Source organism: Acidovorax sp. KNOB132, from assembly GCF_057541515.1.
On sequence record NZ_BAAJYT010000016.1, the window covers coordinates 25,295 to 48,688 of the forward strand.

Here is a 23,394-nt window from a genome sequence, read left to right on the forward strand (position 1 = left end):
ACAAAGGTCAAGAATGACAGCAAGAGTTTGGTTTAGATCATTCATCGCGGCGACCGTAGCCGCGTGCTTTGCAACCGCCGTCACTGCCGCCCCCCTCGCGGACCTCAGTGGCGGTCAATCCGGCCGCATCGAGTTCACCTCTTCCACGCCCGACCATCGGTGGGCTCTGATCCGTGGCCGACTGGGTCCCGAGGTCACGGTCTTCGGTGATCTGCTGATGCCGTCAAAGTCAGCGGACGGCAAGGTGCCAGCGGTGGTGTTCTCACACGGCAGTGAGGGCGTCAGCAGCGTGTACTTCGATGTATGGGCCAAGGCGCTGAACAACGCGGGCTATGCCGTGTTCGTGGTGGACAGCTTCAAGCCACGCGGCGAGGACCGCGTGACCGGCCCCACCAAGCAGTTGAGCTGGAACACCATGGCGAACACCACGGATGCCCTATACGCCCTCAAGCTACTGGCAACCCATCCGCAGATCGACAGCAACCGCATCTTCCACATGGGCTGGTCGCGTGGCGGGCAGGCCTTGATGGATGCCGCATGGCCGACCTACCAGCAGCATGTGCTGCCCGCCAATGTGAAATGGGCGGGCGGCGTGGCGGTCTATCCCGGCTGCAACATGCGCTACCGGGTGGATCAGCACAGCAAGCTACCGGCTCCTATCTTGATGGTGCTGGGCGAGAAAGACGACATGACCCCCGCCAAACCCTGCATGGAATTAGCCGACGAGTACGCAGCGGCAGGTCATCCGGTCAGCTACAGGGTCTATCCGGGTGCCACGCACGTCTTTGACCGGCTCAACCAGCCCTGGAAGAAGTACAACGAAGGCAACGTCAATCTCTGCTCGATGGATGTGCGCATGCCCTATGGCGCCAACGACCGCAGCAGTTGGGGGCCAGCGCACGACAAAGTCTCGGGGAAGACGTTCACCGACGACAAAGAATGGAACGCCTACATGCCAAAGTGCAAGCAGACCTCCTGGATCACGGTGGAGAGCAACGACAAGGCCCGCGAGCAAGCTGTGAAAGACGTTCTGGCATTTCTGAAAGGCATCCAATGAAGCTCGCCACCAAACACTCCCTGCGGCTGCTGGCGGCTGCAGCCATGGCTTTCTGCGCACAGGCCATGGCGCAAGTCACTCCGGTGGCTGATGGTGGCGCCGCAGCACCTGACGAATGGCTGCTGGCCAAGACCGGCCCGCGCTGGTTTCAAATCACGCAGCCCAGCCCGACCCCGAGCACGCTCAACACCCGCGCGCCATCGGCTGGAGAAAAGGCTCTTGTGGACCGCGCTCGCGCCCTGGTTGGCCAACGGCCTGCCAAAGCCTTTGCACTGATGGACGGCAACTCCATCGTGTACTCTGCGTTCAACGCCCCGGCCGACTCCGAATCGCTGTTCTTCGGCATGTCCATGGGTAAGACGGTCACGGCGATGGCAACGGGGCAAGCCATTTGCGCGGGCAAGCTCACGCTGCAGTCCAAGGCCGGCGACGTACTGCCGGAACTGCAGGGCAAGGCGCTGGGCAACGCCACGGTGCACGATCTGCTGCGCATGGCGTCGGGTGCAGCAGAGCAGAACGGGGACAGCACCATCTGGACGCCGGAGCAGACCAAGGATTGGAACCAAGGCTTGCTGAATCTCGCTGAGTTGATTGCTACTGATCGCATCTCCAAGGCTGCGCGTGGTGCGTTCTCCGAGTACAAGCCCGGAGAGGCGTTCGCGTACAAGTCCACGGACCCCATGACGCTCGGCCTCATGGTCAGCCGCGCAACCGGCATGCCGCTGAGCCAGTGGATTCAAGAGCAGGTGCTGAACCCCATGGGCGCCGCTCACCCGGGGCTGTACTCGCAAGACCGTGCCAAGAACGGCCTGGGAGACTCCGGTATGCGGTTGCGCATGGAAGATTGGATGCGGTTTGCCGTATGGGTAAAGGAGTCGTCCAAAAAGTCAGATTGCTTTGGCGACTTCGTCAAGGCCGCGATGACCAAGCAGATCAGCAACGATCGCAATCCTGCGGCCCGCAAGCATGGACGGATGTTCGGGGGCTATGGCTACCTCATGTGGACGGAAAACAGCACGGCGCCGGGCTCGGCATGGGCCACTGGCTGGGGTGGCCAGCGCATTGGCTGGAACTATGGCAATGACCGGATGGTGGTGGTTTTCTCCAGCCGGGAGGCGTGGATGCCGGAGGTGTATGAGCTGGCGCGAGACTGGGGGCGGGGGTATTGACGCGCTCGCTCCTCGCCAAAGAACTAAGTTTCAGGCGCCTGCAATGCTGTATCTCTAAGATAGTTTGCCCAGTCCTGCATGAGATGGCGGCGCTGCTCAACGAATGTTGTTCGCGCGTACGCTTCTTCAACTTTGTCCATGATGTTGTGGGCCAAGGCTAGTTCGCACACCTCCCGTGGATAGGTGGTCTGCTCGCCGGCCCAAGTCCGGAAAGTGGAGCGAAATCCATGCGCCGTATACGGAACTTTCAAGTTCTCGCGCAAGACTACCTTGGTGAAGGCTTGATCGCTAAGTGGCTGGTTACTGCTCAGATTAGGAAACACCAACGCGCTGTCTGGCGCGAGGCGAAAGGCTTGTTTCAAGACATCAATTGCTCGATCAGACAATGGTACGGAATGGGCTTTGTCCATCTTCATTCGGTTGTCGGGGATGACCCACATCTTGGCGCCGAGGTCGATTTCTGATTTCAAAGCGCCACGTGCCTCTCCAGAACGAGCTGCTGTCAGCACGGTGAACTCAAAGCACAGCTTTAAGGTATCAGAGACGTTCGACTGTCGCAATGCCGTCATCAATGCACCTGCCTCACTATACGGACACGACGAGTGGTGTACTTCCTTCTTCTTCGGCCGGCCAGGGAGCAGGTTTAGCAATTCTTCCCACATCTTTAGGTCATAGCCAGGGTAGTAGTCGTGTGCAGAAGCCCACCCAAGCACCAGCCGTATGCGCTGCAGGACACGGCTTGAGGTCTCTTGCTTCTCAAGCCATACGGGCTCAAGAACCTTCGCTACTTCTTTTTTTCCTACGCTCGCGACGTTCATTGATCCGATGACCGGAAACGCATAGTTCTTCAACGTGCTGATCCACTGAGCCTTGTGCTTTGCATTTTTCCAAAGCGTGTGCTTGTCTTCGTGGCACGCGATTGCGCATTCCTCGAAAGTCTTGCGGTTGTCTCGCTCCTCTTTGCGGGCCTTCTGTTCTGCGAGGCGGTGCTCTATGGGGTCTCGTCTGTCGTCTACTAACTGGCGGTATTGTTTTGCGCGCTCCCGGGCTTCAGCAAGAGTCCAGTCCGCGAGGGGGCCAAGCCCCATATCTCGGGTTCTCTTGTCAATGGTGTATCGCAAAATCCAAGACTTGGTTCCAAAACGACTGACTTGTAAATACAGGCCTCCGCCGTCGTGATAGAAGCCTGGCTTGCTCAAATTCCTCACAGCCAAGGCTGTAAGGCGGTCCCGTGCTCTGCTCATAGTTATGTCCGTCAATCGAATGCGTGATCATAACCATGGTTCTAACCATAATTGGCGATTAGACAGTGCGTTATGCAACGAGATTTCGTGAGGCGGCGTTTTTTCGCTCGCGACTGGACATAGATTGGCTTGCAATGGTTTTTTGAGTCCACGCGAGTCGCTACGGTATATCTTGAGATGTGTCTGGAAACGGTCTCCGTTTCCGCCAGATGCAAAAGCCCCAAGTGATTGATTCACTTGGGGCTTTTCTCTTTGGTGCGTTGGGCCGCACATCAGGCGGCCTGAATTGAACCTGGATCGAGTGTGTGGTGTGAGTTGGCGACACCCCAAGCGATAGGTTCCCGGCGGCAAGGTTGGACGCTTTGGCAGCATTCGGAATCCATTTCGCATAGTCGCGCCACATGACCTGGACACTGTGCCCGTGCTGATTCCTCCCTGTATCCATGACCCCTCTATATGATCGTCAGTGACGCATCCGGTTAAGAAAATCGGAGGGTCACCACTCGCGAAAGCGCTCTATCTAAAAGGGAGAAACCAATGGCTACTGACGGTTGCTGGGTGCAGTTCTACGACGGAGAGAAAATGAGCGGCGGAACGAAGCGTTTCGACGGTCCGCTAGAGGTGTCAGATCTGAACGATTACATATTCTCGACGGGCGAAAAGGGGGGCGACGAAACCGATTCCCTTGTACTAGGCTCGAGAGCGTGGATTCAGGTATTCAAAGATGATGATTACGGCGGCAAGACGGCCTATTTCTATCCCAACCAGACGATTGAAGACTTGGACGTGTACGGAATGGGCGGCACTATCGACAGCTTCAAGCTCTACGATTATCAACCGGCGTCCTTTCCTGCACCGACAACGGTGACCTGGGCCGTTGAGGACAACGACGGTGTGGTCTCAGCCTCTACCATCAACAACTTCTTCCGCACGGCTCTCGGCTCGGCGTTGATGCTGGTCCCCGTCGTGGGCGCTGCGCTCAAGACCATGGTGTACGGTCTTTGGCCCGATCCCCGAACCAACAAAGAGCAGGCTTGGGCCAGCTTTCAAAACTACATCAGTCAGGTGGTCGGCACGGTGTATGACCAGCTTATCGATAAAGAGCTCACCATTAAGCTGCAAGGCCTCTACAACGTGATGCGCAACTATGTGGAGTCGACAGAATCGGAGCGTGCAGGAAATTTCACAGCGCTGATTAACACGCTGGATTTCCTGGAGCCGAGTTTTCTTGACGTGGAGGATCCTCAGAAAACCCTCAAGTTCTCTTTGCCCTTCGGCTCGATCATGTTGCTCACCATGCGGGAGGAAATCCTGTTCCATGAGGAAATATTTGGTGACCCGCTTAGCCCTGATGAACGCGCTAAACGAGTACGCCGGTTGCAGGAGAAGATTGATGCATACCAAGCGGCCATCGCCGCAGCACGTGCTGAGCTGCTGGCGCTGCGGTCAACCATGATCAAGCTGCAGGACAATAGCTCGATCACCGTCGATAAGTGGACGCCGTACGACACTTACAGTGGATGGCGAGGTGTGGAGGAATACAGCGGTGGAGCCAAGAGGCGTGCCGAGTACGCGGCAGCTAAGCACACTGAGGTGGTGACAAACGAATTGGCTTGGCAGATCGATCAGAACACCGCTCAGACTCAGCTCTGGAGTTGGGCTAATCCCGACAATGTCACACCCATTCGAGCGCCTGAAGTGGTTTATCTGGATGGGCCATACGGCGATTTTCAGGAAAGTGCGAGGTTCAGCGCGGTAGCGGATGATGGCAAGCGGATCACTCAGGTGCGAGTGCGCGCGGGTGACCTGATCGATTCGTTGGAGGTGTTTATAGACGGCACCTCCACCGGTGTGCAGGGCCGCACTGGTGATACGAATGCCGCCCCGTTCGAGGTCACACTGGCCGCTGGCCAGAGCATCATTAACTCAAAAGGTCGCTCTTCCACTTTGATCAACGCGTTGGGCTTCACGGCTGATAACGGACAGAGCTTTCTCGCCGGAAGCCCTGGAAATAGTGGGTTCGACTCCCATCCGCCTGAAGGAACGGCCGACGGCCGGATGGTTGGACTGTCGGGGTACAGCTTGAACGGCACCACTGCGGGGTGCAATTTGAAGGTGCTAACTTTCCACTGGTACTGCACTTTGCCATTGCCGGAAAAGCCCGTTCTGCTGAACTGACGCGGTTTTTTCGTTCCGGCGGGAGGGCGACGTCGTCGCCCATTGCGCAACGCTCAGCCCATAAGGCCGTTCGGTTCGCGCGCTCACGGAATGGATTCGAAAGAGTGGTACTACAGCGGCTTTGGGTACAGTTCAGGAGCTGGGTAAATACTGCGCGTCGAGCGCATGCGCAGCCAGAACTGACCTGAGTCAAGTGATTTGCCGCGATTGCGTGTCGTCCGACATCCACTCGGTGTTCGGGACGGCGAGGCGTGGGGGACGGGCTCTTTACAACGGAATGGCAGCGGGCATTTCGCCTGCGAAGCGACCACCTCAAAGGAGCCCACCATGAACGCATCCCATACGCCCCTGGCTGAAACAAGACCTGCCGGCTCTGACCTGGCCGAGCAGGCCCGTCCCGGTCACGGCATTCCTTCGCAGGACCCGGCCGTGGCCGCCCAATATGCGCTGTCGCCTGAAGAGGCCGAGCGCGAATCGAAATCTTCGCTGATGGGCGGCGGTGTCATGGCTGGTACGGCCGCAGGCGCGGCCGTTGGTGCAGCGGTGGCAGGGCCTGTCGGCGTGTTCGTGGGCGGCACTGCCGGTGCTGTGGCGGGCGCGTTGGGCGGGGCTGCTGCGGGAAGTCTGGTCGAGCCAGATGCCCCATCAGCCGATGAGCAACCGACGCATGACGCGGGCAAGACCCCCAATACCGTTTTGCCGCGCTGACTCGGCGCGCATCTGAACCCCATGGGCAACCACCATCAATCGGTGGCCTGTCCACTGGTAATGGGCGGCTCTGTAGGCGCGCAGAGCGTGTTGGCGTCGTTGTGCTCAGTCGCTCCGGGGGGCGGTTTCCTGTTCCAACTCCTCCAGAACCTGGATCGCTCCGCGGATGCGCATCAAGGTATGGCTGAGTTCAGATTGCCGTGCTTCCAATTGCCGGAGTTGCTGTTCGCCCGCAGAAAGCTCGCTCTTGAGCTGTGCAAGCCGTGCTGTCAGTTGTTCGCGCATCGAAATGGAGTGGAGAGTGGTTGAAGCCTTGCATTGTGGAGTTGCTTTCTCCAACCACAAAAAAAAGACAGGGTGAGTGCACCCGGCGCGCGCGCGCTGAGCACAAACGCCTTCACCGCGAGTGGACACGGCGTTGGCCTGAGACCCCGTCACCTGGCCAGGCGAAACGATGATAGTTCGAGGGGCCCGATACACCCTGTGAGATGCGGTAAGTGAGGCCAGCGCATGTCAACTCCACCGATTGACCGCTGGCTTTCCAAAAGTTTTCAGCGACCGAAAATTCATCAGGTGGCAGATGTCAGGTATAGCGAGGCCGCGTCCGTTGCCAAGGCATTGAGCATCCCATCCGCGCCAATGCGAAAGTGCGCGCCGGTGGTGTTTGCAATCGCGGCATAGGCGGCAAAACAATGGGCCGGAAGTGTCATCATGCCGATCGCATCGCCCGACAGAATTTCGAACGCAGGCGGCGGCACTGCTGCATCCAGGGTGAATCCGATCATCAGCATGGTGCCGTGCACACCAACTTTTCCCCCGGTGATCTCGATGCAGCCCGCTGCATTCTGTACCGTGTAGCCGTTGGCCGAGTAAGCGGCTTGGCCGGACAAGGCCACGATTCGGATGCCACGGGCTTTGACCACGTTGTACTCCGCCCAGTCGGTGGAGAGGTTCAAGGGAGTGAACTGTTGCATGAGGCCGCGATGTTTCGCGCTCCTTGCCGGATAGTTGTCCATGGTATGGAGTGGGGTTGCTGCAATGGCTGGAGCCTCTTGGCCCGGCTTCATTCAGTGGAATAAAAAAAAGAGGTTCAACGCGCCTGCGTTTTGCTCGGATGGTGGGGGCAGCAGCTCACCTTTCATGGCTTGGCGGAATGAACCCATGTTTCGATTGGCTGCCGACTTCGTTCGTCTTCCGAAGAATGGTCAATGGGCATCGCTGTTTCCTTGGGTCTCTCTGGTGAACAAACAAATGCACTTGAAACGCCTTCTGTGCATTCAAGGTTGCGCTTTCACCACGAAACAGTGCGTAGGAGAAACCTGAGTCGAAAGTCAGGCATGCATGGCTTTGTGAAACCATCTGCTTCTTTTGTGACAATTCGATAAATCTGGAGCGCTCTGCACATTCGTGGCGGCAAATCAGCGCAGTTGACAAAAGTCGTGTCGAAGGTGCATTGATTTGCGAGGCCATGAAGCCAGGATTAGCATATTTCTCAAATTCCGACAGGCGAAACGATAGACTTGCTTTTTTTATGCATGAGCGCGTTATGATTCATCCCGTCGGCACCTCCAGCCGACACCTCCCTTTCTTGCTCTTTAGCAAGTTTTGCCCGCCTCGTGCGGGCATTCTTTTTTGTGCTGTCAGCGGAGAGTAAGGGTCGTGCTCAAAATGGATTCCACCGGACGGGGCATCGCCTCCCCTAAGGAATTCGGGCTGTGACCAGGCCGCAATGCCTGCCCGACTTTGCCCGCCCCTGTGCGGGCATTTCTTTTGGCGCAGTGGGTTTCCTCGGCATGGCGCCGGGAAGCCATCGGTCAATCGTCGGCCGACGCGCTCCAGCGGCTGCCCCAATCACGCGCCTGATCGATGCTGCGGCGATCCCGCTTGGTAGGCCGGCCTTCGTGCAGGCTGGCGGCGGGTTCGGGCGCCAGGCGGCGCTGCTCCGCGGCGTTTTCACGGGCGGCGATGCTTTCCACCGTTTCTTCATAAAGCAGTTGTGCCACGGGCGCGGGGCCACGCATACCGCTCAGTGCGCGCACCCGCACGGTCCGATGCGTGGGGCCCTGGCGCAGGTCGACGGTATCACCGGCCCGCAGTTCTCGGGCTGCCTTGGCCGCCTGGCCATTGACGGTCACGCGGCCTTTGCCGATCTCTTCCACGGCCAGCGAGCGGGTTTTATAGAAGCGGGCACACCACAGCCATTTGTCCAGGCGCATCGATTCGGGAGCGTTCATGCGGCCATTTTCTTCCGATCGGCGGGCTGCGGATTGTCGGCCGATGCCAACGGAAGGCGCACCACCGCATCCAGCCCGACAACCCGTGTGCCGTCCATCCGGTTGGACAGCTCGATCTGTCCGTCCAGCGCCTGCACGATCTCCTGGCAGATGGCCAGTCCCAGGCCGGAGCCGGTGCGCACGTCGCCGGCCGAGAACGGCTGGAACAGGCGCTGCGCCAATTCGGCATCGATGCCCGGGCCGCTGTCGGCCACGGTCAGCGCCACGTGGCGCCCGTCCGTGCGCAGTTCGACCGACAACATGCCGGACACCGGTGTATGTCGGATCGCGTTGTGCAGCAGATTGCGGGTGAGTTCGCGCAGCATCCATTCGTGCGCCTGCACGGGGGCGGGGTCGGTGTGGATGCCGAAGTCCAGGTCGCGCTGGGCGATGAGGGGCGACAGTTCCAGGGCGATTGCCCGCAGCTCGTCATCCAGCCGGGTGACGGGTGGGGCGCTTTGCTGGCGCAGTTGCTCGACCTTGGCCAGCGCGAGCATCTGGTTGGCCAACTGGGTGGCGCGCTCGACGGTGTCGCTGATCTCATGCAACGCCTGCTCCGGGGGCGCGTCGCCACGCAGCGCGGACTGCACCTGGGTCTTGAGCACGGCCAGCGGCGTGCGCAACTGGTGCGAGGCATCGCGCACGAAGCGTTTCTGGTGCGCCAGCAGGTACGACAACCGCAGCATGACGTGGTTGGTGGCGTCGATGAGCGGCTGCAGTTCGCGCGGCGCGGATGGCGCGGAGATGGGGCGCAGGTCGTCCTCGGGCCGGTTCTGCAGCCGCGCGCTGAGCTGCCGCACAGGGCGCGTGGCCTGTTGCACCACCAGCACCACGATGACACCGATGGCCACCACCAGCAGTGCCTGCCGCGCCAGCGTGGTCCACAGGATCTGCAGGGCCAGGGTCTGGCGCAACTCCAGCGTTTCCGCCACCTGGATCACGGCCATGCCGCGGCCCTGGGGCGTGGCCACGGGCTGCAGCAGCACGGCCACGCGCACGGGGCGGCCGCGGAACTGGTCGTCGTAGAAGTCCACCAGCGCGGCATACGGCGGACGGGCAGGAATGCTGCCGTGCCAGAACGGCAACTCGGCAAACCCCGATACGAGTCCGCCGTGCAGGTTGGACACACGGTAGAACATGCGACTCTGGTTGTCTGCCTCGAAAGCCTCCAGCGCAGAGTACGGAACGATGGCACGCAGCTGGGCCGCGTCGTCGTAGCCGGTCACGTCGATCTGCTCGCTGATGCTCTTGGCCGAGGCGAGCAGCGTGCGGTCATAGGCGGTGTGCAGCGAGGCCAGTGTCTGCCGGTACAGGCTGTGTGTGTTGTAGGCGATGAACAGCGAGGCGGGCACCAGGATGCCCACCAGCAGTTGCCGGCGCAGCGATCGCGTGCGGGGGCGCGCGTCGGCGCGCTTCATGCATCGGCCTTGAGCAGGTAGCCCAGCCCCCGCAGGGTCATGAGCGTGAGGCCGGTGCCCACCAGCTTCTTGCGCAGGCGGTAGACGACGACCTCGATGGCCTCGTACTGCACGTCGAGCTGCCCGGGAAAGACCAGTTCGTACAGGCGCTCCTTGGTCACCGCATGGCCGGGCTGGGCGAGCAGGGCGTGCATGAGGGCCAGTTCGCGCGGGGTGAACTCCATGACCTCGTTGCCCAGGTAGATGGCGCCGCTATCTTTTTCGTAGCGCACTGCCGCGATGTTGATTGTGCTGGAGGCCGATTTGGCCTCAGGTGCCTCGCCGGTCCGGCGCACCAGCGCGCGCAGTCGCGCCTCCAGTTCGTCCAGGTCGAAGGGCTTGGGCAGGTAGTCGTCGGCGCCGGCGTTCAGGCCCAGCACCCGGTCTCCCACGGTGCCGCGTGCGGTGAGCAGCAGCACCGGGGTGCGCAGCCCCTTGGCACGCGCCTGCTGCAGCACCTGCAGGCCGTCGAGGCCGGGCAGGGTGAGGTCCAGCACGACGGCATCCGGGGCACGCGCGGTCCATTGCGCGAGGGCGGCGCGGCCATCGCCGAGGGCCGTGACCTCCATGCCGCGGCGGGTCAGGGAGCGTTGCAGCGTGGCCTGCATGGCCGGGTCGTCTTCCACGAGAAGCAGTTGCATGCGCGGCACCTTAGCACCGCTCGCAGCGGCGCCGAAGATGGGTGTTTACCCTGAGCGCGCGGACAGCCGTTTGACAGGAACGGCGCGCATCATCAGCCCGTTCGTACAACTATGAATCCAGGAGACAACGATGCGCCGTGACACCTTCCTCAAATCCCTGGCGGCCCTGGCCGCGGCCGGCGCGCTGCCGCTGTCGGCCCGCGCTGCCACCGCCGTCAAGATGATGCTGCCGGCCAACCCCGGCGGCGGCTGGGACACCACGGGCCGCGCCCTGGGCCGCGCGCTGCAGGACGCCGGCGTGGCCTCGTCCGTCACCTATGACAACAAGGGCGGCGCGGCCGGCGCCATCGGCCTGGCGCAGTTTGTCAACTCCAGCAAGGGCGATCCGAACGCGCTGATGGTGATGGGCTCGGTGATGGTGGGCGGGATCATCACGGGCAAGCCGCCCGTGAACCTGTCGCAGGCCACGCCGATCGCTCGGCTGACCAGCGAATACAACGTGTTCGTGCTGCCGGCCAGCTCGCCCTTCAAGACCATGGGTGACGTGATCGCCCAGCTCAAGAAGGACCCTGGCAGCGTGAAGTGGGGCGGCGGCTCGCGCGGCTCCACCGAGCACATCGCCGCGGCGATGATCGCCCGCGAAGCCGGTGTGGACCCGGCCAAGATCAACTACGTGGCGTTCCGCGGAGGCGGCGAGGCGATCGCGGCCATCCTGGGCGGCAACGTGACCATCGGCGGTGGCGGCTACAGCGAGATGGCCGAGTACATCAACACCAAGAAGATGGTGCCGGTGGCGGTGACCTCGGGCCAGCGCCTGAAGGGCTCTTCGGTGCCCACGCTCAAGGAGCAGGGCATCAACGTGGAGATCGGCAACTGGCGCGGCGTGTACGCCGCCCCGGGCATCTCGGCCGAGCAGCGCAAGGGCCTGGTGGACATGGTGGCCAAGGCGCTCAAGAGCAAGAGCTGGGCCGAGTCGCTGGAGAAGAACGACTGGACGCCCGCGTGGCTGGCCGGCGATGAGTTCGGCGCGTTCGTCGATGCCGAGTTCGCCAGCCTGCGCGCCACGATGGTCAAGGCCGGCATGGTCTGACCCCCGGTGTTGCCCACGCGGTGCGGCGCCCGGCCCGGGTGGCGCACCGCCGTGACCTGCGCGGCCGCCGAACCCCAGCGCTGAAATCAATGCACCCCGTGCCGGTGGCCCCGGGGGATGACGAGGACACAAGCATGTCGGAGCCTATCGCATCTTCCCCCCCTTCCCTGGCCGAGCCCGACCCCGGGCCCAGCACGGTGCCCGGCACGCGCATGCAGGCGGCCGTGGGCGCCGCCGTGGTGCTGATCGCGGGCGGCCTGGCCTTCGGCGCCGTGAGCATTCCCTCGAACGCGGGCTACGGGGGCGTGGGGCCGAGCTTCCTGCCCTGGCTGGTGGCCGGCGTGCTGGCCTTGTGCGGCGGGGTGCTGCTGTGGGAGGCACTGTCGGGCGGCTTTCGCTCCATGGACGAGCCTGGCGGCGCCGCGCGCGCCAACAAGGTGGCGTTCGTCTGGGTGTCGGCCGGATTGCTGCTGAATGCGGCGCTGATCGCCACGGTGGGCTTCATCCTGAGCTGCACGCTGTGCTACGTGCTGGCGGTGCAGGGGCTTCGCCGGGCGGCCGGTCAGCCGTCGGCCGGTGCGGCGCGCACCTGGGCGATGGATGTGCTGACCGGCGCGCTGATCTCGGCGCCGGTCTATTGGGCTTTCACGCAATTCCTGGCGATCAACCTGCCGGGCCTCACGCAAACAGGGTGGCTGTGATGGAAATCTTCGACGCATTGCTGGCGGGCTTCGCCACCGCGGCCACTCCGGCCAATCTCCTGTGGGCCCTGGTGGGCTGCGCGCTGGGCACCGCCGTGGGTGTGCTGCCCGGCATCGGCCCCGCCGTCGCGGTGGCCATGCTGCTGCCCATCACGGCCAAGGTCGAGGTCACGGCCTCGATGATCTTCTTCGCCGGCATCTACTACGGCGCGATGTATGGCGGATCGACCACCTCCATCCTGCTGAACACGCCCGGGGAGACGGCGAGCATGGTCACGGCCATGGAGGGCAACAAGATGGCCAAGAGCGGGCGCGCGGGTGCGGCGCTGGCCACGGCGGCCATCGGCTCGTTCGTCGCCGGCACCATCGCCACCGTGGTGGTGACGCTGTTCGCGCCCTACGTGGCCGACTTCGCCGTTCGCCTGGGGCCGCCGGAATATTTCATGCTGATGGTGCTGGCCTTCACCACCGTGAGCGCGGTGCTGGGCAAGAGCACGGTGCGCGGCCTCACGGCGCTGTTCGTGGGCCTGGCCGCCGGCCTGGTCGGTATGGACCAGATCTCCGGCGCGGCGCGCTACACGGCCGGCCAGCCCGAACTGCTGGACGGCATCGACATCGTGCTGGTGGCCGTGGGCCTGTTCGCCGTGGCCGAGGTGCTGTATGCCGCCATGTACGAAGGCCGGGTGGTGGACACGCAAAACCGCATGGGGCGCGTGCACATGACGGCGCGCGACTGGAAGCGCTCCATTCCCGCCTGGCTGCGCGGCACGCTGATCGGCACGCCGTTCGGCTGCATTCCCGCCGGCGGCACGGAGATCCCGACCTTCCTGAGCTACGCCACCGAGAAGAAGCTGGCCAAGGGCGATGACAAGGCCGAGTTCGGCAAGGAAGGCGCCATCGAAGGCGTGGCGGGCCCCGAGGCCGCCAACAACGCCACGGTGACGGCGGCGATGATCCCGCTGCTCACGCTGGGCATCCCGACCTCCAACACGACGGCCGTGCTGCTGGGCGCGTTCCAGAACTACGGCATCAACCCCGGCCCGCAGCTGTTCACCACGTCGGCCACGCTGGTGTGGGCGCTGATCGCCTCGCTGTACATCGGCAACGTGATGCTGCTGGTGCTGAACCTGCCCATGGTGGGCCTGTGGGTCAAGCTGCTCAAGATTCCGAAGCCCCAGCTGTATGCGGGCATCCTGATCTTCGCCACGGTGGGGGCCTACGGCATGCGCCAGAGCGCGTTCGACCTGTTCCTGCTGTATGGCATCGGCGTGCTGGGCGTGCTGATGCGCCGGTTCGATTTCCCCACCGCACCGGTCGTCGTGGGCATGATCCTCGGGCCCCTGGCCGAAGCGCAGATGCGCAATGCGATCTCGATCGGCGAGGGCAGCTGGTCGATCTTCGTCACGCGGCCCATGTCGCTCACGCTGATGGTCATCGTGGTGGCGGTGCTGGTCGTGCCCCGCCTGATGCGCGGGTGGGCCGCGCGGCGCCTGGCCCTGGCTACCGCTTGATCGGTGCGCGTGCCGTCGTCAGCGGGGAGGCCAGGGCGGCTTCTCCGCTGGCGGTTTTTCCGGGGGAAGTGGTCGCCGGGCTGGCGACCCTGCGGCCCAGCCAGAGGTAGAGCCCGCTGCCCAGCACGATGATGGTGGCGATGTCCAGCAGCGCCCAGAGGATCTTCATCGGCATGCCGCCGTAGTCGCCGAAGTGCAGCGGCTGCGACACCAGCAGGGCCACGAGGTACCAGGGCAGTTTGGGCGCGGCGGTCACCTCCGCCGTCTTGGCATCCACCAGCACCGGCTGGAGCAGCCGCGACGTGAGCGGCTCGTTGCCACGCAGGAAGAACGTGTGGTGGTGCGGGCTGGAAAACGACGTGCCCGGAAACGCGATGAACGACAGCTTGGTGCCCGGTGCGCGGGCCAGGGCCGCGTCCAGCGATTTCTGCACCGAGGCGCGCTCGGCCACGGGCGTGATCGGCTGGCCGTTGTAGGGGGCCAGCAGCGCGCTCAGTTCGTCGTACTGCCAGTATTTGACGAGCAGATCGGCCCAGGTGTTGATCATGCCGGTGCCGCCCACCACGAAGGCCCACACCAGCGTGACGATGCCCAGCAGGTTGTGCAGGTCGAGCCACTTCACGCGCGTCGAGCGTTCGCGCCGCACCTCGCCGAAGCGCAGCTTGCGCATGAAGGGTGCATACAGCACCACGCCCGTGACGATGGCCACCAGCAGCAGCAAACCCATGAAGCCCAGGAACAGCTTGCCCGCCAGGCCCGCGAACAGGTCCACGTGCAGCTTGAACATCACGTACATGAACCCCTCGTCGAAGCGCGGCTGCGCCAGCAGGGCGCCGGTGCGCGCATCCACCGCCACCGAGCGGAAATCCTCGGTGGGGGCGGGCGTGGGCGTGAGGGTGGCGAACCACAGGTCGGTGCTGTCCTCGGGCTGCGAGGCGAACTGCACCACGCGGTCCGGGTGCTGTGCACGTGCCACGTCCAGCACGCGGTCCAGGCTGACGTGCGGCGTGCCGGCGGGCATGGGCGGGGCTTCCACCTCGGTGCCCAGCAGGTGCCCGATCTCGTGGTGGAAAATCAGCGGCAGGCCTGTGAGGCACAGCAGCAGCATGAACACGGTGCAGACCAGGCTGCTCCACTTGTGCAGCCAGGTCCAGGTCTTGAGGGAGCGTGCGGTCAGCATGGTCGGGGCAATGGATGGGTGCGTCGCGGCGCGATCAGAAATCCACGCTGGCGCTCAGCGTGAACGTGCGGGGCGCCGCCACCACGAGGTAGCCGGAGCCCGGGTAGCCGCCGGCGGAGGCCCAGTAGTTGCGGTCGGTGGCGTTGTCCACGCGGGCGCGCAGGGTGACCAGGCGGCCGCTCCACTCGGTGGCGTAGCGCACGCCAAGATCCAGGCGCGTCCAGGCGGGCACGCGCAGGGTGTTGGCGTCGTTGGCATAGGTGGCGCCGGTGCGCACCACGCGCGCGTCCAGGGCCAGGCCCTGCGCGCCTGGCACGTCCCATTCCGCGCCCAGGTTCGCCTGCAGGCGCGGCACGCCGATCACGCGGTTGCCATTGAGCGCGGCATTGCCGGTCTCGCGCTGCTTGGCATCCAGCCACGTCATGCCGCCGAGCACGCGCAGGCCGCGCGTGGCCTCGCCGTACACGTTGAGCTCCACGCCCTGGTGACGGTCCTTGCCGGACGAGGCGAACACGTTGGCCGCGTTGACGATGGCGCGCGGCTTGGTCGTGCTGAACAGCGCCAGCGAGCCGCCGATCCGGCCAGCGTCGTACTTGAGGCCGATCTCCTTTTGCTTGGCGACGTAGGGCGACAGCTGCTCGCCGCGGTTGACCACCGGCGTGCCGTTGGCCGTGGCGGGCGCGGTTTCGCCCTTGCTCAGGCTCTCGACATAGTTGGCGTACAGCGACAGCTGCTTGCTGGCCTTGAACACGGCGCTCGCCAGGGGGCTGGTGCGGCTTTGCTCGTAGCGGTTGGTCAGGGCCGAAGTACCGTAGGCATAGTCGGCCACGTCGAGCTTCTGGTGGCGCAGGCCCAGCGTGACGAGGACGGTGTCCTGCACGAAGGACATCGTGTCGCCCACCGCGAAGCTGGTCATGCGGGTGCGGCCGGTCAGGTTGGGGCTGGCGAGCGTGCCGCCATAGCCCGCATTCGCGCTGAAGGCGGGCTGTGCGTAGGGTGTATAGGCATAGAGGCTGCCCGGGCGGGTGTTCAAAAAGTCGAATGCGTAGGCGTTGTCTTTCTCGGCATCGAAGTACGAAGCCGAGGCCACCCACTCATGGCCCACGCTGCCCGTGCGGGCCTTGCCGCGCACGCCCAGCTCGCCCGTGTTCACCCGGTCCTTGCGGGTGTTGTCGAAGCGGTAGGTGCTGCCTTCGCCGGTGGTCGAGTTGCTCACGCTGAGGTTGGCCAGCGAGTTGGACTCTTCGCTGCGGCGCAGGCCCCAGGCGCCCCACGCGGTCACATCGGGGCTGATGTCCACTTCGCCGCGGAAGGTGCCGAACAGGTCGCGCTCGTTGGAGTACGTCCAGGGCTGCGAGAAGTTGGCCGAGGCGTCTGGCGCGGCGGGAATGAAGTTGGCGTTAGCGCCGTTGAGGGTGACGTTGGTGCGCGTTCCTTTGAGCTTGTTGTCCTGCCAGCCGATGTCGCCCGACAGGCGCACGTCGCGGCTGCGCCAGTCGAGGCCTACGGAGACCAGGCCCAGCTGGCTCTTTTCATGGTCCACGGCGGTGTCGCCGTCGCGGTAGGCGGCATTCAGGCGGATGCCGGTGCTGTTGTCGGGGCCGAAGCGGCGCGCGATGTCGGTGGACACCTGGCCGTACCCGCCCGAGCCCGTGCCCACGGTCACGCGCGACAGCGGCTCGTTGGGCGCTCGCTTGGGCAGCAGGTTGATCGCGCCGCCGATGCCGCCGCCGTTGGGCGCCGCGCCGTTCAGGAACGCCGAGGCGCCGCGCAGCAGCTCCACGCGCTCGAAGAGTTCGGTCGCGATGTACTGGCGCGGCAGCAGGCTGTACAGGCCGTTGTAGGCCACGTCGTCCGAATCCAGCAGAAAGCCGCGGATGAAATACGTTTCCTGGAAGTTGCCGAAGCCGCGCGCCAGCCCCACGCCGGCATCGTTTTGCAGCACCTCGCCCACGCTGCGCGCCTGCCGGTCCTGGATCAGTTCGTTGGTGTAGCTGGTGATGCTGAAAGGCGTCTCCATCGCATCGCGCGTGCCCAGGATGCCGGCCCGCCCACCGCGGGCGACCTGGCCGCCGGGGTAGGCGGGCGACAGGCCCTGCGCCGATGCGTCCGCGCTGGCGCCCACCGTCACCGTGGGCAGGGTGGGGGCATCCGCCGAGGTGGCCGTGGCCTGGGCATTGGCCTGGAGCCCGAACGTGGCGAGGGCCAGTGCGACGGCCAGGGCGATGGGGGTGTGCTGGTTCATGGGCATGGGAGGGGCAAGGTCAGGAAGGGCGTGAATGAATGAAAGGGGCGGCGCGGCGTGGACAAGTCCGTCCAGGAGCCAAGTGCATCGGGCCAGGGAAAATCGGGATCGGGCTCAAGCTGGGGGCGGGCGGCGGCGAAGGCCGAACCAGGCCATGGCGGCCACCGGCACCCCCAGCGCCACCCAGGACCAGACGTCTCCCCAGCCATCACTGACCAGGGCGCTCAGCAGGCCGGTGGCGGTGAGCACCCCCAGCGCGATGGGCCAGCCCCACAGCGGAAAGAAGCCGCCAGGGGTCGGGCGGAGGTCGGACGGTGGTTCGATCGGTGGTGGCATGGGCGCAGTCGGGAGGGGCGGTGGCGACGGCAGGGGCCGCCACGCAGGGCCAGCGAGGCGCAGCGAGCGCCCCGGGGAGAGGCTCTCCCCGGGGCTCCCCACCAGGGCGCTGTTTTTCAAGGCGGCATGTTAAATGATATTGCGAATGGTTCGCATTGTTTTTGGTTGAGATTCCTCACCGTGGCATGATCCGCACTTGAAAACATTGCAACGCCTTGTGGATGCCGCCATTGGCAACGCCCCGCACCGCCATTGCATACTCTCCACGACAATTTCATTCCGTTTCCCCGCTGCAGGAGATTTCCGATGCGACCGCTCATTCCCCGCGCCATTGCCCTCGCTGCCCTGACCGCCGCCCTCCTGGTTGCCTGCGGCGGCGGCGGCGGCAACACCGTGGACTTCGATTTCAACGTGCGCCCGTCCTACCTGGCCAGCCTGCGCCAGGCGACCTACGACGGCGTGGACGACGATCTGCTGACCGCCGGCCTGGGCCGCACCGGCCTGGCGGACCCCGATGCCCCCGGCTACGAAGGCGCCCAGCCCACGGCGGCAGAGTTGCGCCGCAACGCCATCTATACCAATTACCGTGCGCTGCTGGACATGACGGCCGCTGGCGGCTACGGCACGCTCTACGGCCCCAACGTGGATGCGCAGGGCCGCGTGACGGCGGGCGAGGGCAAGATCGCGGGCACCGAAACCATCGCCTACTACGACGATGGCTCGGGCCGGCAGAACGTCACGCTGATGGTGCAGGTGCCCGACACCTTCAACCCCGCCAGGCCTTGCATCATCACCGCGACGGCATCGGGCTCGCGCGGCATCTACGGCGGCATGTCCACCGGCGAGTGGGGCCTCAAGCGCGGCTGCGCCGTGGCCTACACCGACAAGGGCACGGGCGCGGCCCCGCATGACCTTCAGGCCGACACCGTGCCGCTGATCGACGGCACCCGCACCTCGGCCACCTCGGCCGGCACCAGCGCCGCGTTCAACGCCGGTCTGTCGGCCGCCGACCTGGCCGCGTTCAACACCGCCACGCCCAACCGCTTCGCCTTCAAGCACGCCCACTCGGGGCAGAACCCCGAGAAGGACTGGGGCCTGGCCACGCTGCGCGCGGTGGAGATGGGCTTTTACGTCATCAACGAACGCTTCGGCGATCTGTCTCCGGGCGGGCAGCGGCTGCGCACCTTCAAGCCGTCCAACACCATCGTCATCGCCTCCAGCCTCTCCAATGGCGGGGCCGCCGCCATCGCCGCGGCCGAGCAGGACACGCAGGGCCTGATCGGCGGCGTGGCCGTGTCGGAGCCCGCGGTGGAGCTGCCGGCCAACCCCGGCGTCACCGTGCGCCGGGGCACCACCGACGTGGCCGTGAACAGCCGCACCCTCATCGACTACACCACCTACGCGCAGCTGTACCAGGCCTGCGCCGCGCTGGCGCCCTCCATCAGCGACAGCCCGTACGCCAGCACGTTCGCGGTGGGCTTCGCCAGCCCGTCGCTGCCGATCGCCTCCAACCGCTGCGAGGCGCTGCGCGCGCAGGGGCTCATCACCGGCGGCAGCACCGTGGCCCTGGCCGAGCAGGCGCTGGCCCGGCTGCGGGCTTACGGCTGGGAGGCGGAATCGGTGGCGCAGTACCCGTCCCTCGCCGGCTTCGAGGTCGTGCCCGCCGTGGCGGTCACCTTCGCCAATGCGCTCTCGCGTTCGAGCGTGAAGGACAACCTGTGCGGCTACAGCTTCGCGGCGACAACGGCGCAGGGCGCGGTGACGCCGCTGGCGCCCGCCGCGCTGGCCGACATGTTCGCCACCGGCAACGGCGTGCCGCCCTCGGCGGGCGTGCAGCTCGTCAACAACCGCAGCCTGGGCGGCGCCACGCGCGACGTGCTGTCGCAGAGCGCCACCGGCGCGCGCGACTGGAACCTGAGCGGCGCGCTGTGCCTGCGCAACCTCGTGACGGGCACCGACGACGCGGCGCAGCGGCTGCAGGCCGGCGTGGACGAAACCCGCCGCAGCGGCAACCTGCGCGGCAAGCCCGCCATCATCGTGCACGGCCGCTCGGACGCCCTGCTGCCGGTCAACCACACCTCCCGCCCCTATGCGGCCCTGAACCGCCGGGTGGAAGGCGCGTCCAGCCGCCTGCGCTACATCGAGGTGACGAACGCACAGCATTTCGACAGCTTCATCGGCCTGACCGGCGTGCTGCCGGGCTACGACACGCGCTACATCCCGCTGCACGTGTACCTGAACCGTGCGCTCGACGCCATGTACGACCACCTCGCCAACGGCACCGCCTTGCCCGCCAGCCAGGTGGTGCGCACGGTGCCGCGCGGCGGCCAGCCGGGCAGCGCGCCCGCGATCACGGCGGCCAACGTGCCGGCCATCGCCGCCACGCCGGTGAACGGCAATGCCATCACCGTGACCAGCGGCGCGATCAGCGTGCCGGAGTGAGCGGGGCCGCACTGCGGCCCGTGGCGGGTGGCCCGTGTCGCATGCGGCCAAAGGTTGCTATTGAATCAATAGCATGATGCCGGCGATTTGATTGCGCTGAAGGCCTGTCGGACTGTGTTGCCGGGCCCTTCAGCGCTCGGCGGATCGCGCCGGCCCCTGCTCGGTGGGAGGCGGGCCATGCGTGGCCCACAGCGCCTCGACGCAGGCCTGTACCGACGCCCCCGCCGTATCGATCTCGAAGTCCGCATCCCCGGGCTCGTCGTAGGCCCCGCCCACACCGGTGAACCCCGGCAACTGGCCGGCCCGGGCCCGCGCATACAGGCCCTTGGGGTCCCGGGCCTCGCACACGGCCAGGGGCGTGCGGACCCACACCAGGCGGCAGCGGTCCTCGCCCACGATCTGGCGCATCCGCTGGCGGTCGCTCTCCTGGGGCGAGATCAGGGCGGCGACCACCCACAGCCCGGCCTCGTTGAACAGGCGCGCCACCTCGGCCGTGCGGCGGATGTTCTCGCTGCGGTCGGCGGCGCTGAACCCGAGCGAGGCGTTCAGGCCGCCGCGCAGCACATCGCCGTCCAGCACCGTGCAGGCGATGCCGCGGGCCTGGAGCCGGCTGGCGAAGGCCTGCGCCAGCGTCGTCTTGCCCGCGCCCGACAGGCCGGTGAACCACAGCGTGCGGGTGGCGGAAGGGGCGGAAATCTGCATGGCGGGCCGTCCGTGCTCGGCGTGCCTCAGTGCCCGTCCCAGCCCTGCAGGTGCTGCTGGGCGATCTGGCTGAGGCCGGTGATCCAGGCGTTGTCGTCGTTCATGCAGGGGATGTAGCGGAACGCCTGGCCGCCCGCGTGCAGGAACGCCTCGCGCGCTTCCTGGTTGATTTCCTCCAGGGTTTCCAGGCAGTCGCAGGGAAAGCCCGGGCACATCACGTCCACGCTGCGCGTGCCGGACTGGGCCATCTGGATGAGCGTGGGCTCGGTGTAGGGCTCCAGCCAGCGGGCCTTGCCGAACCGCGACTGGAAGGTCACCCGGTACTGCTCGGGCGAGAGGCCCAGGGCCTGCGCCACCAGCGTGGCGGTGGTCAGGCATTCCTGCTGATAGGGGTCGCCCAGCTGCACGTTGCGCGCGGGAATGCCGTGAAAGCTCATCACCAGTTGCTCGGCCCGGCCACCCTCGCGCTTCCAGTGCGCGCGCACGCTCTGCGCCAGGGCCTGGATGTAGCCCGGGTGCGCGTGGTAGCTGTTCACGAAGCGAAACTCCAGCAGCCGCCGCTGCCTGCGCGTCCAGGCCTGCACGTCGTCCACCACGCTGGCCGTGGTGGTGGACGAATACTGCGGATACAGCGGCAGCACCAGCACGCGCTGGCTGCCCTGCGCGGCCTGCAGCAGGCCATCGTGCAGGCCGGGCGGCGCGAACTCGATGAAGCACACCTCGATGCGCCAGGCCGGCTGGCGCGCGCGCCATTGCGCCACGAAGGCGTGGATCTCGTCGTTGCCCTCGGGCTCGCGCGAGCCATGGCCGATCAGCAGGATGGTGGTGTTCATGGGGCACGTTCCAGAGGGGGTTGGGTGGGGCGGGCGGGCTCGCTCGCCCGGCGAAAGCGGTGCGTGAAGGTGGGGTCGTACAGCTTGGACTTGGCCAGCTCCGTCCACTGGCGGGCGCCCAGCGTGGGGCTGGCGATCACCATGGCCTGGCTCACCACCTGGGCCTCGCGGCAGCGGTCGCGGATGTCGGCGAGCGTGCCGCGCACGATCAGCTCCTCGCCCGGCCAGCTCGCCTTGTGCACCACGAGCAGGGGCGCGTCCTCGGCCCAGCCGGCCTCGCGCAGCCCGGCCTGCACCTTGTGCAGCAGCGTGATCGACAGAAAGATGCACAGCGTGCAGTGGTGGCGGCCCAGCTCGGCCAGCGACTCGCCCGGCGGCATGGGCGTGCGGCCCTCCACGCGGGTGAAGATCACGCTCTGCGTGACCTCGGGCAGGGTGAAGCTCTCCACCGCCGCCGCGGCCGAGGCCATGGCCGAGGACACCCCCGGCACCACGCGCAGCGGCACGCCCGCGGCGTCCAGCGGCTGCACCACCTCGATCAGCGCGCCGTACAGGGCCGGATCGCCCGTCTGCAGGCGGATCACGGTGTCGTGCTTTTGCGCCTGCAGGATGAGCCACGCGGCCATCTGCGGCAGCGTCATGTCCTTGCTGTCGGCGATGGTGCAGCCGGGCGGCGCCCAGCGCGTGGCCGCCTCGTTGACGAGCGAGCCCGCGAACAGGATGGCACCGGCGCGCTCGATGAGCGCGCGGCCCTTGACGGTGATGAGCTCGGGATCGCCCGGCCCGGCACCGACGAACCAGACGGTGCCCGGCGTCATGGCCGCGGGGCTGGCGCACGCGCCAGCACAGAGAAGATTTGCATGGGGACCACAGGAATGCATTCGCCCGGACCCCTGCCTCCCCGCAGGTTCCGTGAAATGGGCCGCGCGCTCCAAGGCCTGTGCCTTGGGGCGCGCGGCCCCCTGTCGGCCGGTCTCCGGGCTGGCGAAAACCCGTGGGCCCTTCCCAGATGCCGAGGCATCCAGTGGGCACGATTCCACGGGGTGAAGGCGAGGCCTTCTTTCGCTTACCGTTGCGGGGGCAGCCCAGGTTGGGGCGCGGTCCGTCGGACGCGCCCTCCCTGGTTCCCGTTTAACTGCGCGGTCGCAATGACCGCGCGAGCACCAACGGGCGGGAGTATAGATCGATTGCAAGCCTTTCAGGCCTCACGCCCTAGTGAAACATGCCTTGGCAGCTATTATTTCAATAGCAAACATGACAGGCCAGGCCAAGGATTCCAAGGAGCTGTGACCACAGGTAACGCCTTGCACACGGCACCCTGGGCCGGCACCGCCACCCCAGAACGATTCAGAAGGCTTCAGGCGCTGCGGCGGCCCGGGGCCCGCGCTTTCTCCAAGAATGGAGCCGCCCCCCCGCCCGGGAGGCGCGACACACCGATCCATCGAACAAGAGAGGGAGATTTCCATGCGACGACCCCCTTGCGCCCGACGCGCCCTGCTGGCGCTGGCGGCCCCCGCCCTGCTGTGCCTGGGCGCCCCGAACATGGCCGCGGCCGCCACGGCACCGGCCTGCGCGAGCGGCACCACCGTCACCATCGCCGGCGCGCCCGCGGCGCCCACGCTGTGCG

Annotated in this window: 20 protein-coding genes and 1 riboswitch; of the genes, 8 read left to right on the forward strand and 12 right to left on the reverse strand. The window is 65.6% G+C overall.

Annotated features, from left to right (window positions below):
* The first annotated feature begins 13 nt into the window (after window positions 1–13).
* Together AC27IO_RS04745 and AC27IO_RS04750 are read left to right on the forward strand one after the other, a co-directional pair.
* Window positions 14–1,057, forward strand: a complete 1,044-nt coding sequence (locus tag AC27IO_RS04745; protein WP_498737587.1) for a dienelactone hydrolase family protein — start codon at window positions 14–16, stop codon at window positions 1,055–1,057.
* Window positions 1,054–2,226, forward strand: coding sequence for a serine hydrolase domain-containing protein (locus AC27IO_RS04750; protein ID WP_498737589.1), 1,173 nt, complete (start codon window positions 1,054–1,056; stop codon window positions 2,224–2,226). The genes AC27IO_RS04745 and AC27IO_RS04750 overlap by 4 nt, the downstream gene beginning before the upstream one ends.
* A 23-nt stretch (window positions 2,227–2,249) precedes the next feature.
* Here the strand turns inward: AC27IO_RS04750 and AC27IO_RS04755 are convergent, their stop codons facing one another.
* Complete coding sequence (locus tag AC27IO_RS04755; protein WP_498737591.1) at window positions 2,250–3,470, reverse strand: tyrosine-type recombinase/integrase; 1,221 nt, start codon at window positions 3,468–3,470, stop codon at window positions 2,250–2,252.
* A gap of 537 nt (window positions 3,471–4,007) precedes the next feature.
* On the opposite strand from AC27IO_RS04755, the gene AC27IO_RS04760 reads away from it, so the two are divergent.
* Both AC27IO_RS04760 and AC27IO_RS04765 read left to right on the forward strand, forming a co-directional pair.
* Window positions 4,008–5,648 carry a jacalin family lectin gene (locus AC27IO_RS04760; RefSeq protein ID WP_498737593.1) on the forward strand — a complete coding sequence of 547 codons (1,641 nt, stop codon included), beginning with the start codon at window positions 4,008–4,010 and terminating at the stop codon, window positions 5,646–5,648.
* A 327-nt stretch (window positions 5,649–5,975) separates the two neighbouring features.
* Window positions 5,976–6,356: a hypothetical protein gene (locus AC27IO_RS04765; RefSeq protein ID WP_317354213.1), complete on the forward strand. Its 381-nt coding sequence runs from the start codon at window positions 5,976–5,978 to the stop codon at window positions 6,354–6,356.
* A 105-nt stretch (window positions 6,357–6,461) separates the two neighbouring features.
* Here AC27IO_RS04765 and AC27IO_RS04770 read toward each other — a convergent pair whose 3' ends face one another.
* From AC27IO_RS04770 to AC27IO_RS04790, 5 genes are all read right to left on the reverse strand, one after another.
* Complete coding sequence (locus AC27IO_RS04770; RefSeq protein ID WP_284428752.1) at window positions 6,462–6,641, reverse strand: hypothetical protein; 180 nt, start codon at window positions 6,639–6,641, stop codon at window positions 6,462–6,464.
* A 284-nt stretch (window positions 6,642–6,925) separates the two neighbouring features.
* Complete coding sequence (locus AC27IO_RS04775; protein ID WP_284428751.1) at window positions 6,926–7,372, reverse strand: hypothetical protein; 447 nt, start codon at window positions 7,370–7,372, stop codon at window positions 6,926–6,928.
* 798 nt (window positions 7,373–8,170) lie between these two features.
* On the reverse strand, window positions 8,171–8,590 hold the full coding sequence (locus tag AC27IO_RS04780) for an RNA-binding S4 domain-containing protein (RefSeq protein WP_317357458.1): 420 nt from the start codon (window positions 8,588–8,590) through the stop codon (window positions 8,171–8,173).
* Entirely contained in the window at window positions 8,587–10,047 is a 1,461-nt protein-coding gene (locus AC27IO_RS04785; RefSeq protein ID WP_498737596.1) for a sensor histidine kinase, read from the reverse strand. Before AC27IO_RS04785 ends, AC27IO_RS04780 begins: the two co-directional genes overlap by 4 nt.
* On the reverse strand, window positions 10,044–10,727 hold the full coding sequence (locus tag AC27IO_RS04790) for a response regulator transcription factor (protein ID WP_272563980.1): 684 nt from the start codon (window positions 10,725–10,727) through the stop codon (window positions 10,044–10,046). The genes AC27IO_RS04785 and AC27IO_RS04790 overlap by 4 nt, the downstream gene beginning before the upstream one ends.
* Window positions 10,728–10,857: 130 nt before the next feature.
* Between AC27IO_RS04790 and AC27IO_RS04795 the strand changes: the two genes are divergently transcribed.
* From AC27IO_RS04795 to AC27IO_RS04805, 3 genes are all read left to right on the forward strand, one after another.
* Complete coding sequence (locus AC27IO_RS04795) at window positions 10,858–11,817, forward strand: Bug family tripartite tricarboxylate transporter substrate binding protein (protein ID WP_272563979.1); 960 nt, start codon at window positions 10,858–10,860, stop codon at window positions 11,815–11,817.
* A 134-nt stretch (window positions 11,818–11,951) separates the two neighbouring features.
* Window positions 11,952–12,518: a tripartite tricarboxylate transporter TctB family protein gene (locus tag AC27IO_RS04800; RefSeq protein WP_498737599.1), complete on the forward strand. Its 567-nt coding sequence runs from the start codon at window positions 11,952–11,954 to the stop codon at window positions 12,516–12,518.
* On the forward strand, window positions 12,518–14,029 hold the full coding sequence (locus AC27IO_RS04805) for a tripartite tricarboxylate transporter permease (RefSeq protein WP_284403549.1): 1,512 nt from the start codon (window positions 12,518–12,520) through the stop codon (window positions 14,027–14,029). The genes AC27IO_RS04800 and AC27IO_RS04805 overlap by 1 nt, the downstream gene beginning before the upstream one ends.
* Here the strand turns inward: AC27IO_RS04805 and AC27IO_RS04810 are convergent.
* The 3 genes from AC27IO_RS04810 to AC27IO_RS04820 form a co-directional block, all read right to left on the reverse strand.
* The gene (locus AC27IO_RS04810) at window positions 14,019–15,209 is read right to left on the reverse strand and encodes a PepSY-associated TM helix domain-containing protein (RefSeq protein WP_498737601.1); all 1,191 of its coding nucleotides are present in this window, start codon (window positions 15,207–15,209) and stop codon (window positions 14,019–14,021) included. The two genes, AC27IO_RS04805 and AC27IO_RS04810, sit on opposite strands and share 11 nt — an antisense overlap.
* 34 nt (window positions 15,210–15,243) lie before the next feature.
* The gene (locus AC27IO_RS04815; RefSeq protein ID WP_498737610.1) at window positions 15,244–17,454 is read right to left on the reverse strand and encodes a TonB-dependent receptor; all 2,211 of its coding nucleotides are present in this window, start codon (window positions 17,452–17,454) and stop codon (window positions 15,244–15,246) included.
* Between the two features lie 114 nt (window positions 17,455–17,568).
* The gene (locus AC27IO_RS04820) at window positions 17,569–17,790 is read right to left on the reverse strand and encodes a hypothetical protein (RefSeq protein ID WP_284428745.1); all 222 of its coding nucleotides are present in this window, start codon (window positions 17,788–17,790) and stop codon (window positions 17,569–17,571) included.
* Window positions 17,791–18,096: 306 nt separating this feature from the next.
* Between AC27IO_RS04820 and AC27IO_RS04825 the strand changes: the two genes are divergently transcribed.
* Entirely contained in the window at window positions 18,097–20,232 is a 2,136-nt protein-coding gene (locus AC27IO_RS04825) for a D-(-)-3-hydroxybutyrate oligomer hydrolase (protein ID WP_498737603.1), read from the forward strand.
* Window positions 20,233–20,361: 129 nt separating this feature from the next.
* Here the strand turns inward: AC27IO_RS04825 and cysC are convergent, their stop codons facing one another.
* From cysC to cobM, 3 genes are read right to left on the reverse strand one after another with little or no spacing between them, the layout of a single operon-like run.
* On the reverse strand, window positions 20,362–20,934 hold the full coding sequence (gene cysC / locus AC27IO_RS04830) for an adenylyl-sulfate kinase (RefSeq protein WP_498737605.1): 573 nt from the start codon (window positions 20,932–20,934) through the stop codon (window positions 20,362–20,364).
* Window positions 20,935–20,960: 26 nt separating this feature from the next.
* Window positions 20,961–21,767: a ferrochelatase gene (gene hemH, locus AC27IO_RS04835; protein WP_498737607.1), complete on the reverse strand. Its 807-nt coding sequence runs from the start codon at window positions 21,765–21,767 to the stop codon at window positions 20,961–20,963.
* Window positions 21,764–22,585, reverse strand: coding sequence for a precorrin-4 C(11)-methyltransferase (cobM, locus tag AC27IO_RS04840; protein WP_317356926.1), 822 nt, complete (start codon window positions 22,583–22,585; stop codon window positions 21,764–21,766). The genes hemH and cobM overlap by 4 nt, the downstream gene beginning before the upstream one ends.
* 132 nt (window positions 22,586–22,717) lie before the next feature.
* Window positions 22,718–22,950: riboswitch (cobalamin riboswitch) on the reverse strand.
* Window positions 22,951–23,394: the final 444 nt, after the last annotated feature.

Coding starts and splice junctions, on each gene's coding strand:
- AC27IO_RS04745 (WP_498737587.1), top strand. CDS start 14: ATGACAGCAAGAGTTTGGTTTAGATCATTCATCGCGGCGACCGTAGCC.
- AC27IO_RS04750 (WP_498737589.1), top strand. CDS start 1,054: ATGAAGCTCGCCACCAAACACTCCCTGCGGCTGCTGGCGGCTGCAGCC.
- AC27IO_RS04755 (WP_498737591.1), bottom strand. CDS start 3,470: ATGAGCAGAGCACGGGACCGCCTTACAGCCTTGGCTGTGAGGAATTTG.
- AC27IO_RS04760 (WP_498737593.1), top strand. CDS start 4,008: ATGGCTACTGACGGTTGCTGGGTGCAGTTCTACGACGGAGAGAAAATG.
- AC27IO_RS04765 (WP_317354213.1), top strand. CDS start 5,976: ATGAACGCATCCCATACGCCCCTGGCTGAAACAAGACCTGCCGGCTCT.
- AC27IO_RS04770 (WP_284428752.1), bottom strand. CDS start 6,641: ATGCGCGAACAACTGACAGCACGGCTTGCACAGCTCAAGAGCGAGCTT.
- AC27IO_RS04775 (WP_284428751.1), bottom strand. CDS start 7,372: ATGGACAACTATCCGGCAAGGAGCGCGAAACATCGCGGCCTCATGCAA.
- AC27IO_RS04780 (WP_317357458.1), bottom strand. CDS start 8,590: ATGAACGCTCCCGAATCGATGCGCCTGGACAAATGGCTGTGGTGTGCC.
- AC27IO_RS04785 (WP_498737596.1), bottom strand. CDS start 10,047: ATGAAGCGCGCCGACGCGCGCCCCCGCACGCGATCGCTGCGCCGGCAA.
- AC27IO_RS04790 (WP_272563980.1), bottom strand. CDS start 10,727: ATGCAACTGCTTCTCGTGGAAGACGACCCGGCCATGCAGGCCACGCTG.
- AC27IO_RS04795 (WP_272563979.1), top strand. CDS start 10,858: ATGCGCCGTGACACCTTCCTCAAATCCCTGGCGGCCCTGGCCGCGGCC.
- AC27IO_RS04800 (WP_498737599.1), top strand. CDS start 11,952: ATGTCGGAGCCTATCGCATCTTCCCCCCCTTCCCTGGCCGAGCCCGAC.
- AC27IO_RS04805 (WP_284403549.1), top strand. CDS start 12,518: ATGGAAATCTTCGACGCATTGCTGGCGGGCTTCGCCACCGCGGCCACT.
- AC27IO_RS04810 (WP_498737601.1), bottom strand. CDS start 15,209: ATGCTGACCGCACGCTCCCTCAAGACCTGGACCTGGCTGCACAAGTGG.
- AC27IO_RS04815 (WP_498737610.1), bottom strand. CDS start 17,454: ATGAACCAGCACACCCCCATCGCCCTGGCCGTCGCACTGGCCCTCGCC.
- AC27IO_RS04820 (WP_284428745.1), bottom strand. CDS start 17,790: ATGCCACCACCGATCGAACCACCGTCCGACCTCCGCCCGACCCCTGGC.
- AC27IO_RS04825 (WP_498737603.1), top strand. CDS start 18,097: ATGCGACCGCTCATTCCCCGCGCCATTGCCCTCGCTGCCCTGACCGCC.
- cysC (WP_498737605.1), bottom strand. CDS start 20,934: ATGCAGATTTCCGCCCCTTCCGCCACCCGCACGCTGTGGTTCACCGGC.
- hemH (WP_498737607.1), bottom strand. CDS start 21,767: ATGAACACCACCATCCTGCTGATCGGCCATGGCTCGCGCGAGCCCGAG.
- cobM (WP_317356926.1), bottom strand. CDS start 22,585: ATGACGCCGGGCACCGTCTGGTTCGTCGGTGCCGGGCCGGGCGATCCC.